The 12,271-nt window shown below is 70.1% G+C and carries 14 protein-coding genes; 2 read left to right on the top strand and 12 right to left on the bottom strand.

Annotation, left to right across the window (positions count from 1 at the left end):
* Window positions 1–5: 5 nt before the first annotated feature.
* The 8 genes from ACI3KX_RS17330 to ACI3KX_RS17295 all read right to left on the bottom strand — a co-directional run bounded on the left by ACI3KX_RS17330 (window position 6) and on the right by ACI3KX_RS17295 (window position 6,658).
* Window positions 6–806: a hypothetical protein gene (locus ACI3KX_RS17330; protein WP_363354204.1), complete on the bottom strand. Its 801-nt coding sequence runs from the start codon at window positions 804–806 to the stop codon at window positions 6–8.
* Between the two features lie 187 nt (window positions 807–993).
* Window positions 994–1,662, bottom strand: a complete 669-nt coding sequence (locus tag ACI3KX_RS17325; RefSeq protein WP_363354206.1) for a TetR/AcrR family transcriptional regulator — start codon at window positions 1,660–1,662, stop codon at window positions 994–996.
* Entirely contained in the window at window positions 1,659–2,426 is a 768-nt protein-coding gene (locus tag ACI3KX_RS17320) for a tyrosine-protein phosphatase (protein WP_363354208.1), read from the bottom strand. The genes ACI3KX_RS17325 and ACI3KX_RS17320 overlap by 4 nt, the downstream gene beginning before the upstream one ends.
* Window positions 2,423–3,271, bottom strand: a complete 849-nt coding sequence (gene phnE / locus ACI3KX_RS17315) for a phosphonate ABC transporter, permease protein PhnE (RefSeq protein ID WP_363354210.1) — start codon at window positions 3,269–3,271, stop codon at window positions 2,423–2,425. Before phnE ends, ACI3KX_RS17320 begins: the two co-directional genes overlap by 4 nt.
* Window positions 3,255–4,064 (bottom strand): phosphonate ABC transporter ATP-binding protein, encoded by an 810-nt coding sequence (locus ACI3KX_RS17310; RefSeq protein ID WP_404910491.1) that lies wholly within the window; start codon window positions 4,062–4,064, stop codon window positions 3,255–3,257. The genes phnE and ACI3KX_RS17310 overlap by 17 nt, the downstream gene beginning before the upstream one ends.
* Window positions 4,064–4,972: a phosphate/phosphite/phosphonate ABC transporter substrate-binding protein gene (phnD, locus tag ACI3KX_RS17305; protein WP_363354214.1), complete on the bottom strand. Its 909-nt coding sequence runs from the start codon at window positions 4,970–4,972 to the stop codon at window positions 4,064–4,066. Before phnD ends, ACI3KX_RS17310 begins: the two co-directional genes overlap by 1 nt.
* A gap of 200 nt (window positions 4,973–5,172) precedes the next feature.
* Complete coding sequence (locus ACI3KX_RS17300) at window positions 5,173–6,342, bottom strand: hypothetical protein (RefSeq protein ID WP_404910490.1); 1,170 nt, start codon at window positions 6,340–6,342, stop codon at window positions 5,173–5,175.
* Between the two features lie 40 nt (window positions 6,343–6,382).
* Window positions 6,383–6,658 (bottom strand): hypothetical protein, encoded by a 276-nt coding sequence (locus tag ACI3KX_RS17295; protein ID WP_363354218.1) that lies wholly within the window; start codon window positions 6,656–6,658, stop codon window positions 6,383–6,385.
* A gap of 76 nt (window positions 6,659–6,734) precedes the next feature.
* On the opposite strand from ACI3KX_RS17295, the gene ACI3KX_RS17290 reads away from it, so the two are divergent.
* Both ACI3KX_RS17290 and ACI3KX_RS17285 read left to right on the top strand, forming a co-directional pair.
* Window positions 6,735–6,863, top strand: coding sequence for a hypothetical protein (locus ACI3KX_RS17290; protein WP_404910489.1), 129 nt, complete (start codon window positions 6,735–6,737; stop codon window positions 6,861–6,863).
* A 6-nt stretch (window positions 6,864–6,869) separates the two neighbouring features.
* Window positions 6,870–7,346 (top strand): hypothetical protein, encoded by a 477-nt coding sequence (locus ACI3KX_RS17285; protein WP_404910488.1) that lies wholly within the window; start codon window positions 6,870–6,872, stop codon window positions 7,344–7,346.
* Window positions 7,347–7,619: 273 nt separating this feature from the next.
* Here ACI3KX_RS17285 and ACI3KX_RS17280 read toward each other — a convergent pair whose 3' ends face one another.
* From ACI3KX_RS17280 to ACI3KX_RS17265, 4 genes are all read right to left on the bottom strand, one after another.
* Entirely contained in the window at window positions 7,620–8,675 is a 1,056-nt protein-coding gene (locus tag ACI3KX_RS17280) for an alpha/beta hydrolase (protein WP_404910487.1), read from the bottom strand.
* Window positions 8,676–8,763: 88 nt separating this feature from the next.
* Window positions 8,764–10,137 (bottom strand): FAD-dependent oxidoreductase, encoded by a 1,374-nt coding sequence (locus ACI3KX_RS17275; protein WP_363354223.1) that lies wholly within the window; start codon window positions 10,135–10,137, stop codon window positions 8,764–8,766.
* A 77-nt stretch (window positions 10,138–10,214) separates the two neighbouring features.
* Window positions 10,215–11,270, bottom strand: a complete 1,056-nt coding sequence (locus tag ACI3KX_RS17270; protein WP_404910486.1) for a polyprenyl synthetase family protein — start codon at window positions 11,268–11,270, stop codon at window positions 10,215–10,217.
* 224 nt (window positions 11,271–11,494) lie between these two features.
* Window positions 11,495–12,250, bottom strand: coding sequence for a demethylmenaquinone methyltransferase (locus ACI3KX_RS17265; RefSeq protein WP_404910485.1), 756 nt, complete (start codon window positions 12,248–12,250; stop codon window positions 11,495–11,497).
* Window positions 12,251–12,271 lie beyond the last annotated feature (21 nt).

Below are 12,271 nucleotides of genomic sequence, written 5' to 3'. Positions count from 1 at the left end.
GCACCTCAGGACAGGAGCGCGACGAGCTGCGCCTTGCTCAGGCGCGAGTACCCCGTCTTGCCGGCCGCCCGGGCACGGTCCCGCAGCGCGGCGACCGTGAGCGACGAGAGGTCGGATGCTCCGTTTCCACTCGCGGCCGAAGCCGCGCGCGACGACTTCGCACGCGGTGCGGCGGCAGCGTTGTTGACCGTTGATGACGCGGCGGGGGTCTTCGCGCGAGATGCCGGTCGTGCGACCGTCTTGCGCGCGGGCGCCTTGGTCGCCGTGGCGGCGACGGGCGGTGCCGATTCGGTCGACGCGGGCGCCGCGCCGGATGCCGCAGTCGACTTCAGTCCTTGGGTTTCGGCGGGACCAGCGAGCTCGCTGTCGAGAGCCGACTGCGCCGCCGCGGCTTCACGGTCCGCGCGCTCGGCCGCCTTCGCAGCCTTGGCGGCCTCTTTCTTGGCCTCCTTCGCCTGCGCCACACGCTGCTCGGCCTCGGCGGCCACCCGTTCTGCTTCGGCCGCTGCGCGCTCGGCCTCTGCCCGGAGGCGGGCCTTCTTCTCGGCCTTGGCGACAGCCTGGACCGTCGCCTTCACGAGCTTGTCAGCCGCTCGCGTGGCACGCTTGGCGACCTTGGCGGGCTTCTTCCGAAGCTCCTTCTTCGAGACATCCGCGGCGTCTTTGGCGTCCTCGGAGAGCTCGCGCAGCTTCTTGGCGGTCTTGCTCGGCAGAGCCTTGGCCGCCTTCTTCGCCTGCTTCGCCGCGATGGCGGCGTCTTCCATCGCGTCCAGCGCCTGGCGCTGGGCCTTCGTCGTCTTGGCCATAGCCGCACCTTAGCGCGGACGGGTTAACTGGCACCTTGCGCCGCTCTCGCGAGGACACAGACGGACGCTGCGGCGTCGCAGCTTCGTGCCGCCCGCTGGAGGCCGCTCCGGACCCGGTCGGTCCGCACGGCACCACGACTCGACAGCGCGGCGGCGCCCGGTGGTGAGCCGGGCACCGCGCGCTGTATCACCGGTAGAGGTCGCCGTATTCCGCGCCGTCGAGAGGATCCGCCACGGCGAGCATGCCCCGCCATGCGATGTCGAAGGCGTCTTGACACCGCTGCCAGACGACGGGATCGCTCAGCTCGGCCCCGCGCACGACGAGCTGGTAGTAGACGACACCCGCGAGAAGGTCGAAGCACGTCGCCGGATCCAGCCCCTCACGGAGGATGCCGCGCTCGATGCCCGTCGCGAGCGCCCCCTCGAGCGCGACTCGTCGCCGCACGACATGCGACGCCCAGTACGCCTTCTGCAGGTCCCGATCGGCCATCGCGAGGCGTATGCGCTGCCGGAATCGCTCCTCCGAGTACCCCACGACGCTCACGCTCTGCCCGCCGAACATCGCGGCCTGCACGCACTCGCGCAGGTCGCCGTCGAGGGGGATGTCGGGCGGCACGGTGCGGCCGACATCCAGCGCCGCCGCCACCAAGGCTGTGAGTGACGGCCATCGCCGATAGATCGCCGCCCGCGTCGCTCCGCTGCGCTGCACCAGCCGGCGCACCGTGACGGATTCGCCTTCGTCGATGAGCGCGAGCGCGCCGGCGAGGATCTGGCCGTCGAGTTCCTCGTCGCGCGGTCGACCGGGGCCGCGGCGAACCGCGTCCCCGGTCGGATGCGCCGTGGCAACGAGACTCACTCGACCACCGCTCGCGCGCGCAGTCGCGCCACGATGTCGTCCGTGAGTCCCGCCGCCCGCACCGGGCCGAGGGCATCGCCGTGGCGTTCGCGGAGCCGGGCGAGCATGGTGCGCATAGAGACGTCCATGGGCTGAGTGTCCGTCGTCAGCCCTGCCATGTCGTCGAGGTCGAAGCCGAGACGTGCGAGCAGCACCCCCATCACCGGCTTCATGCGCTGCTGGATGGCCGTCATGTTGGCATCGGTGCGGGCGTAGTCGGCGACGATGGCCTCGTCGGAGGCTCCCAGTGCGAGCAGGAGCATCGCGGCAAGGACGCCCGTGCGGTCGCGCCCGGCGGCGCAGTGGAACGCCGTCGCTCCGGGGGCCAGCGCGATCAGGGACAGCGCCGCCGCGAGCTGCGGGGCGGAGGTCTCGGCCATGTGCGCGTACATCTCACCCATGCTCACGTGATCGAACGACACCCGCCTGCCCTGCGGCATCCCCGCACCGATGCTCGCCATCAGTGGCAGGTGGTGGTAGGCGACGGGCTGGTCAGCCAGTGGCCCCCGCCCGGTGAGCGCAGCCTCGTCGTTCGTGCGCAGGTCGATGACCGCGACGAGGCCGCGGTCGACGAGCTCGCGCGCGTCGCGCTCGGTGACGACGGCGAGGTCGTCAGCTCGGAACGCGAGGCCGTCTCGCAGCACGCCGCCTGCGACGGGGATCCCGCCGAGGTCGCGAAGGTTGACCGGAGCGCTCAGCTCGAGATCGATGAGGGCGGCGGTCATGTGATTCTCCTTCTGATGAATGCGCTGCCCTGGTCGATGGCGGTGACCAGGACGATGATGCAGATGACGATCGCGCAGAGGTGTCCGTAGTCGTACATGCGCATCGCGGTGGTGAGTTCAAGGCCGATGCCACCGGCGCCGACGAGGCCGAGGATCGTCGCCCCGCGCACGTTGCCCTCGAACAGCAGCAGCGTGTACGAGACCAGCAGCGGCGCCGCCTGCGGAAGCACCCCGTACTGGACGACCTGCCGCTTCGAGGCGCCGACGGCCTCCATCGCGACCAGCGGACCGCGGTCGACGGACTCCATCGCCTCGGCGAACACCTTGCCGATGGATCCGATCGAGCCGAGGGTCATCGCCAGGATGCCCGCGAACGGGCCCAGGCCGACGGCAGAGACGAACATGAGCGCGAACACGAGATCGGGCACCGAGCGGATGATGTTCATCAGCCACCGGCACGGGTAGTACACCCACTTCGGGGCGATGTTGGATGCCGCTCCGAACGCGACGACCAGGGAGAACACCGCGCCGAGGACGGTGCCGACGATCGCCATCTGCAACGTCTCGATGAGCAGGGCGAGGATGGTGCCGAAGTCGGAGAAGTCCGGCGGGAAGAGTCGTCCGAGGAATTCGGTCATGTTGACCGCGCCGTCCGCGAGCTTGGCGAAGTTGAACTCCGCGCCCTGGAACGACCACACCAGCACCGCGAACGCGGCGATCAGTCCGAGACCGAATCGCGCGCGCGGGATCCGGAAGGCGTGTTCGAGGCGGTCGCGTTCGGCGGGGTCGAGTTGCGGCATGGCCGGCGACTTCTCACCGCGGGGCCGCTCAGTCGTGATGCTCATCCGTCCCCTCCTCGTCGTCGTAGACCACGGCGAGCGCCGCGGCGTCGAGCTGCGCAGTCGGCGCCGCCACGACGACCTCGCCGTGACGCAGGCCGACGATCCGGTCGCTGTGCGCCAGCGCGAGCGGCAGCACGTGCAGGCTCACCAGCACCGGGATGCCGTCCTGCCGTGCGATGTCGCGCAGCAGGGTGAGCACCGAGTCAGCGAGCTTCGGATCGAGTGAGGCCACCGGCTCGTCGGCGAGGATCACGCGGGGACGCTGCATGAGCGCTCGGGCGATGGCGACGCGCTGCTGCTGGCCGCCGCTGAGCGAGCGGGCCGGCTCGGTGGCCTTGTGGGCGATGCCGACCCGGTCGAGCAGGTCGAGAGCGCGCGTTCGCTGTTCGCGCGTGAAGCCGCCGACGAGGTTGAACGTGCCCGCTCCGTGCAGACAGCCGGTGAGCACGTTGGTGAGCACGCTGAGGCGCGGGATCAGGTTGAATTGCTGGAACACCTGGCCCACCTCCGCGCGCAGTGCCCGGAGCTCGCGCGGCCGCATGGACGCCACCTCTCCCCCAGCGACGCGGACACTGCCGGCGGTGATGGGTGCGAACCCGGTGAGGCTGCGCATCAGTGTGGACTTGCCCGAACCGGAGGCCCCGAGCAGCGCCACGGTCTCGCCCGCGTGCAGATCGAGGTCGACGCCGCGCAGGACAGGAGTGCGGTCGTACGCCACCGCCAGGCCGCGGACTGCGACGACAGGGCTGACGGATGCCGCCGCCGCCGCGGCATCCGTGGTGAGGGTGAGCGTCATCAGCGCAGGTCCTCGAGCTTCACGCCGGCGACCGCCGCGATGTCGACGAAGCCCTCGAAGAGCTCGGACTCAGGGGCGATGATCGTCTCTCTGCCGATGAACCCCTCGCCGAGCGCGCCGAGCGCTTCCGCGTTCTCCTCCGAGAACACGGCCGGAAGCGCCTCTTCGAGCAGCGTGCGGGTCTCGTCGTCGAGCGACTGGCGAGCAAGCACCGTGCCTGCGACAGGCATCGACGGGCTCTCGCCGACCCCGCGCCACTCGCCGTCCGCGAACGGGAAGTACGGCGCGCCCAGCTGTGTCAGCATGATCGCGGTGCAGGCGGCATCCACCTGCCCCTGCTCCAGGGCGGCGAAGCTGCCCTCGTGGCCGCCGGCGAAGATCGCCTCATAGTCCACATCCTGTTCGAGGCCTGCCTCGTGCAGCATGTAGACCGGCATGAAGTACCCCGAGCTCGAGGCCTGGTCCGCGAACGCGACAGTCGCCCCCTCGAGGTCTTCGACCTCCCGGATGGGCGAGTCCTGCAGCACGACACAGGTGGAGACCGGGGTGTCATCGCCCTTCCAGGCGAGCAGGGCGTCGACCTCTCCGGTGTTGACGGCGAGGGCCGAGGGGAAGCCGCTCATGATGCCGATGTCGACATGGTCGGCGCGGATCGCCTCGACGACGCTGAGGTAGTCGGGAACGTCGGTGACCTCGACGGTGCGGCCCGTCTCGGCCTCGAGCAGCGCCGCGAAAGCCTCGATCGGGTTCTCGGCCGACGGGTCATCGCCCAGAGGGAGTGTCGCGATGGTGATCGGCGCGTCGGTGGCGGCATCCGGGTCGGAGGCGGACGCGGTGCCCGCGCATCCGGTGAGAGCGAGTGCGGCGATGCCGAGGAGACCGAGGGCGGGGGGTGCGACGCGGCGCATGAGGATGTTCCTTCCAGGGGTTCGGGAGATTTCGAGAACACCGGTATGCAAACTCCGCGAGGTGACCACGAATTACGAGACCGCCGGACTGCGAATGGAACGCCGGATGAACAGCTGGCGATGGCAGGGCCTCGACGCCGCGCTGCGCTGTCATCGCCGCAGGCCGCGGACCCGCGGATCGGGACCGATGCCCCGAGCGATCAGGGGATGTGCCAGAACTCGGTGCCGAGCCCGTACATGTTCCAGATCCACCACCATTGACCGACGAGGCACGTGGCGAGCACGGCGAGTCGCCAGGCAAGGCTCCGCGGGGCGGCCACAGCGCCCCAGAGCGGTGAGAGCGGGAAGAGGATCCGGAACACGCTCGATTGCGGGAGGAAGACCGCCAGCAGGTAGATGAGATAGCTGGCCGCCCACAGCCGGATCTCCGGTCCCAGACGGGCCACGTGCGGGCTGAACGCCAGCACGGCGCCGCCGGCGAGCACAAGGAGCCCCAGGCAGAGGAGACCCCATACCGGATCGAGACCCCAGAACCGGAACCAGTAGTCCGCCGCCTGGGGCCAGCCTTCGAAGGGCACGAATCCGCCCGTGTCACCGACCCACAGCCGCCGCCAGGCGAGTTCCGTCGCGAGATAGGCGTCGTCGCGACCGGTCACGACGCCGGCGATCACCTGCCAGGAGAGTCCGAGCGCGGTCGCGATGCCGGCGAGCGTGACGATGTGCACGACCTCACGCCGCGCGAACGGCTCGCGCGCTCGGCTCAGCCACCGACGGATGCCGAACATACCGAGGAACAGCGCGAACGCCAGCACGCCCGGGCGTGTGAACGCCATCGCCGGGATGATCGCGTACAACACGGCGTACTGCCTTCGCTGCAGGCTGCGGATGCCGAGCAGGATCAGCAGCAGGAAGGGCGCCTCCGCGTAGCCGACCTGGAACATGGCTGCCAAGGGAGCCGAGGCGAAGAACACGACCGCCCACAGGGCCGCGGTCTCGCCGATCGCCGGCCTCAGGATGCTGCGGAGAACCAGGCAGCAGAGATAGCCGGCGATGAGTGCCAGTGCCACCGCACCCGCGGCCCAGGATCCGAGGAGCCATCCGGCCGCGTCCGCCGCCCACGGATAGAGCGGCATGAATGCCCACGCGTTCTGCGCGACCTCACCGGCGGTGGTGAGCGGCAGCTCGACCGGGTACCCCTCCGACGCGATGCGGTGGTAGTACTGCGCGTCCCACGCGACGATGTAGGTGGCCAGGTCCGCACCGGGGCCGAACCGGGACTCAGGGGGCGACAGTCGTGCAGCGAGGAGGAAGAACGACGTGGTGACGAGCCGTGAGGCCGCGTAGATCGCCGCGATCCGTGCCGCGGACACGGCCCGAGACGGGTGCCCGAGGGACCCCCCGGCAGATCCGCTATTCGTCGTTGGCGGTCTCTTCGATCCAGTCGATCGCGTCCTCGGCGAGGTAGCGGGCTCCGGGATCCTCGTCGGCATCCTGAATCTCGTCCTCCGGCTCGAGTGCAGCGGGCGCGGCTCCCGACTCGATCGCCCACACGTCTTCCGCGTCGGCCGCGTCGACGAGTTCGTCGATCTCGGCCGCGATGTCGACCGGGACCGCGTCGCCGTTGTTCGCGATCAGCCAGTCGCGGGTCTCCGCGGAGAGGCCCGGCCAGATCTGCTCCATGCCCATGCGCGCAAGCGTTGCACACCTCACAGCTGCGGTCGATGCACCATAAGGTGAATTCTCGGTGCAATACCATGCCCCCATGGCCACTCCTCAGCCGGACCAGCGATCCGCGCCCGTGACCCCCGACGGAGCACCCCGGAATCGCGTGCCTGCCCACATCACCCGACGACGCACCGCCCTCGCGGCGCGGCTCGCCGACGAACGCTGACGCGCCGTGCGCTTTCTCCGGGCCGCGATGTCGGCCGTCGTCGCGACGCTGCCGGTGCTCGTCATCCTCCTGATCCCGACGCTGGTACGCGGTGACACCGGCATCGCCGCATTCAGCGGCGTCGGCGGCACCCTCCTCAACGCGGCGTTCATCGCGGCGATCATCCTGATCCCCAAGGTGAACGGCTGGCTGGATCCCGAGGTCCCCGCGTGGACCGCGACGACAGCGATGGCCGCGACCGCCCGGGTGTGGCGCACCCGCATCTGGCTCGCGCTCCTGGCGGTCCTCGCGCTCCTGGGGATCTTCGCCGCCGGACAGACCGCTGCGTATTTCCTCGGTCTGAGCTCACCTGCGCTCACCGACGGCGTGCTCGACTACAGCCGCTTCCTGGCGCAGGAGCTCGTCGTCTACCTGCTGGGATACGTGCTGTCGCTCACGACCTACGTGCTGCTCATCCGCGTGCTCGCCCGCCACGCCGACTGAGCCACTCCCCCGCGCACGGCGACCCGGTCGCACGGCCGGGACGACGCGCCGCCGGGCCCGATCAACGATAAAGGCCCCGGGTGCTGGGGACACCCGGGGCCTGTCGTCGTCTGCTCTCGCTCACCAACCCCCCGGTTAGCGGCGCTCGACGACGGTTTGGGAAGGATTCTTTGGGGAGGGCCTTCCCTGAGATGCTGGGGACATCTCCCGTACAGCTTAACCCGGGCTCCTAGGTGTCCGCTGTCCCCTCTTCGGGGGACATTTTCGGGTCCATCAGTCCGGTACGACGTACCCCTTCACCCAACGGTCGAGAGCATCGTACGCCTGCGTGCGGGGTTCGTCACGTGAAAGGAACACGTCGTGGATCGCGCCTTCGATCCGGGCGATCGTCACGAGTTCGCCGACCTTGGTGGAGGCTCGGGCGATGTCATCGACGACCAACACCGAGTCCGTCGACGTCATCGCTTCGCGCCATGCGAGCGGAGGCGTCGAGGCCGTCGACAGCAGCACCATCGCAGGGCAGCCCACGTCGATGCCCGACGCGACGCGGCGATGCCCCGCCATGACGGCGGACAGCCAGCCGGGTGCCGTCGGAAACCCACGGTCGGGCCGCCAGAGCGCCCGATGCTCGCCGTTGGGAAGGCTGCCGATCTCATCCTGGGCGCGCGTGTAGAAGCCGAAGTCGACGGCAGGCTGGGTGCCTCGAGGATCGAGGCGTGCACGCATGTCGACCAGGGGCGCAAGGGCCTGACGCCCGAGCGGGCCGAGCTGCAATTCGAGCCACGGGCTGTTCAGCACGAGCGCGTCGGCGCGCCCCGGATGGCGCGCGGCCCACAGCGTGAGCGTGAGACCGCCGGTCGAATGGCCCATGAGCACGAGCCGCCGACCCTTCCGCGCGGCCCGCCTGTCCGGTTTCGCCCCGGCATGGGGTCCGCGTCCGTTGCCGGTCGCCGCCGGGTGGTGGCCCATTGCCCGCAGAGCGGCCTCGATGTCGACGTCGTAGTCGTCGAGCGAGTCGATGTAGCCCGGAGACTGACCGTCGCGCAGGCTGCGGCCGTAGCGGCGCAGATCGAGGGCGAAGAACCGCGCCCCGCGGTGGGTCCAGAACCGCGCCAGCTCGCGCTGGAAGAAGTAGTCGGACCAGCCGTGCACGTACAGCACGTCGACGTCCCGCAGCGGCGCGAAAGCTGTCACCACGGGGTTCGGGATGCTGCGGACCAGGGTGGCGACGAGATCCCCGTGCTCGCCCGCCACACCGAGGGACAGCGTCAGCTGCTCGAACGGCTCCCCGAGGACGTCGGGGACCCACGTCTGGGATGGCCCGGCCATGCGCTCAGCCTACGGGGGCGCTGCGCTCGGGCCGGCTCAGCCGTCGGAGTGTGCGCCGCCGCGCCGACAGGCGCGACGGCCGGGCCCTCTACTCGCCGCGCGAGATCGTCACCATCTCGTCGCGCGGCACGACCTTGACGCGCGCCCGCTCGTGCGGGGCGCCGAGCGCGACCTCGTGCTCGTCGAGGCGGTGCCAGCCCTCCAGGTCGGTCCACGCCACGCCGCGCGAGGCGAGCAGCTCAGGGATGGACGCCTCCGAGGGGTCGGCCGGCTGCCACCACGTGCCCTGATCGTTGATCAGATGGCGGATGGTCTCCATCGCGTCGGACTTGGTGTGACCGATGAGGCCGACGGGTCCGCGCTTGATCCAGCCGGTGGCGTACACGCCGTTGACCCGCTGGTTCGAGTCCTTGCTCAGCACCTGACCCTCGCGGTTGGGAATGACGCCGTGGCGCTTGTCGAACGGCACGCCGGGCAGCGGCGAGCCGAAGTAGCCGACGGCGCGGTACAGCGCCTGGATCGGCAGCTCGCGCAGCTCGCCGGTGCCGACCACGCCGCCCTCGCCGTCGGGGCGGGTCCGCTCGTAGACGAGCGCCGACACGCGGCCCTCGGCATCCGTCTTGACCTCCAACGGCTTCGCGTAGAAGTGCAGGTGCAGGCGGCGGGATGCCGTGCCCCCGGCGTTGTTGACCGAGTCGCGCTTGCGCCACGACTGCAGCACGCGGTCGATGACCATGACCTGCTTGTTGCTCGCGATGGCGGCGCGCGCCGCGTCGTCGTAGTCGAAGTCCTCGTCGTAGACCACCATGTCGACGTCGCGCAGCTCGCCGAGTTCGCGGAGCTCCAGTGGCGTGAACTTGACGTTCGCGGGCCCGCGGCGGCCGAACACGTGCACGTCGGTCACGTTCGAGGCGGCGAGGCCCTCGTAGACGTTGTCGGGGATCTCGGTGGGCAGCAGGTCCTCGGCGTGCTTGGCCAGCATGCGCGACACGTCGAGGGCGACGTTGCCGTTGCCGAGGACGGCGACGGATGCCGCATCCAGCGGCCATTCGCGCGGCACGTCCGGGTGCCCGTCGAACCAGCTCACGAAGTCGGCCGCGCCGTACGAGCCGGCGGCGTCGATGCCCGGGATGTCGAGGTCGGTGTCGCGGATGGCCCCGGTGGCGAAGATCACGGCGTGGTAGTGGTGCTTGAGGTCGTCGAGGGTGATGTCCTCGCCGAAGCGCACATTGCCGAAGATGCGGATGTCGCCGCGGTCGAGCACCTCGCGCAGCGCCGTGATGATGCCCTTGATGCGCGGGTGGTCGGGGGCGACGCCGTAGCGGACCAGCCCGTAAGGAGCGGGCAGCTGCTCGAACAGGTCGATCGACACGTCGAACTTGCGCTCGGCCTTCAGCAGGATGTCGGCGGCGTAGATGCCTGCCGGTCCTGCACCGACGATCGCCAGCCGGAGCTTGGTCATGGGGGTCCTTTCGGGAACTCGGCTCGTCGCACTCCCCGGTCGTTGAGCGAGCGAAGCGAGACGAAACGCGGGAACGTCTAACTGGAGCGGTCGGCGACAGCCTGCGCGAAACGGGTGAGGGCCTCGCGCACGGCGCCGTCCGGGAGCGGCGCGAGCGCCTCGATCGCCTCGGTCGACCACGCGTGCGCGAGGTCGAGGGTGGCTTCGGTCGCCTCGTGATCGCGCAGCTGCGCGAGCGGCTCGTCGAGGATCGAGGGATCGGCGCCGTCGGCGATGCGCGCGACGCCGTCGTCGATGCGCGCGCGCAGCTCGACGGATGCGGCATCCTTCCGCTCGCCGAGCACGAGGTAGGGCATCGTCGGCACGCCGGCGCGCAGGTCGGTGCCGGGAACCTTGCCCGTCTCGACCGGGTCGGCGGACAGATCGATGACGTCGTCGAGAAGCTGGAACGCGACGCCGGCCTTCTCGCCGAACGTCACCATCGGCTCTTCGAACTCCGCAGGACCGTTCGAGAAGATCACGCCCGACTGCGCAGCGGCGGCGATCAGCGAGCCGGTCTTGTCGGAGAGGACGTTCAGATAGAACTCGACGCGATCGTCGGTCTCGGACGGGCCCACCGTCTCATGCATCTGACCGAGCACGAGCCGCTCGAACGTGTCAGCCTGCAGCCGGATGGCGCGGTCGCCGTGGCGGGCCATGATCTGGCTCGCGCGCGAGAACAGCAGGTCGCCGGTGAGGATCGCGACGTTGTTGCCCCACACCGCGTGGGCGCTGGGCACACCGCGGCGCTTGTCGGCGGCATCCATCACGTCGTCGTGGTAGAGCGAGCCGAGGTGGGTCATCTCGAGCGCCGTGGCGGCCTGGATGACCTCGTCGGTCGCGCCCTCCCCCAGCTGGGCGGTCAGCAGCGCGAGCATCGGGCGCACACGCTTGCCGCCGGCGTCGTACAGGTAGCGGCTGGTGGCGTCGGCGAGAGTGTCGGCGACACGCAATTCGCGCTCGAGGGCGCTGTCGACGCGCTTCAGGCCCGCCTCGACGGTCTTGAGCAGGCTGCGCGATCGCGCGCCCGCGAAGATGCGGTCGGTCAGGCCCAGCTTGCCCGCGATGTGCGAGCCCGGCGCTGTCGGTGTCACATGCCCAGCCTACCGGGGGCGCGTTTGCCCTCGTCCCACGGTCGGCGAGGACCTGAAGTCCCGGTCGTCGAGCGAGCGAGGAACGCGGTCGTCGAGCGAGCTTGAAACGCGGTCGTTGAGCGAGCTTGCGAGTCGAAACGCAGAGACGAAACGCGCCCGGTCGACCGGAGACGTTCCGACTCGCGCGGACCCGGGTTGAGCGAGCGAAGCGAGTCGAGACCTCGCTAACGACCGCCGGGCTTCGTAGCCCGGTGCAGCGCGACGATGCCCATCGAGAGGTTGCGGTGGGCGACGTTCGTCCACCCCGCCTCACGGATCCAGGCCGCCAGGGTGCGCTGGTCGGGCCAGTCGCGGATCGACTCGTTCAGGTAGTCGTACGCCTCGGCGTTCGAGCTCACGGTCTTCGCGACGACCGGCAGCACGCGGTCGTTGTAGAAGCGGTAGAGCCCGTTGAAGGTCTTCGACGGCGGGCGCGAGAACTCGCAGATCACGAGTCGCCCGCCCGGCTTCGTCACGCGCAGCAGCTCGCGCAGCGCCTTCTTCGGCTCGTTGACGTTGCGCAACCCGAACGACATCGTGACGGTGTCGAACTCGTCGTCGCCGAACGGGAGCGCGGTCGCGTCCGCCTGCACGAACGACAGATTCCGGATGCCGCCGCCCGGCGCACCTGCCCCGTGCCGGCGCTCGCCCTCGGCGATCATGCCGGGCGAGAAGTCCGCCGCGACCACGTCGGCGCCGCGGCCGGCGAGCGCCACGCTGGACGCGCCGGTGCCGGCGGCGAGATCGAGGATGCGCTGGCCGGGACGAGGGTCGACCGCGCGCGTCGTCGCAGCACGCCAGAACCGGTCGTTGCCCATGCTGAGCACGGTGTTGGTGCGGTCGTAGCCGGCGGCGACCTGGTCGAACATGCCGCTCACGCGCGAGGGATCCTTGTGCAGGTCGGCGCGATTCGGCTCGTGATCGGAGGGGTGGGATGCCACGGCTTCGAGTCTAGGCGGCGC

It is taken from the genome of Microbacterium sp. ZW CA_36 (assembly GCF_044987475.1).
Lineage (GTDB): Bacteria > Actinomycetota > Actinomycetes > Actinomycetales > Microbacteriaceae > Microbacterium.
Note: the sequence above shows the minus strand (reverse complement) of the source record. Positions and strands in the feature narration are given on the sequence as shown.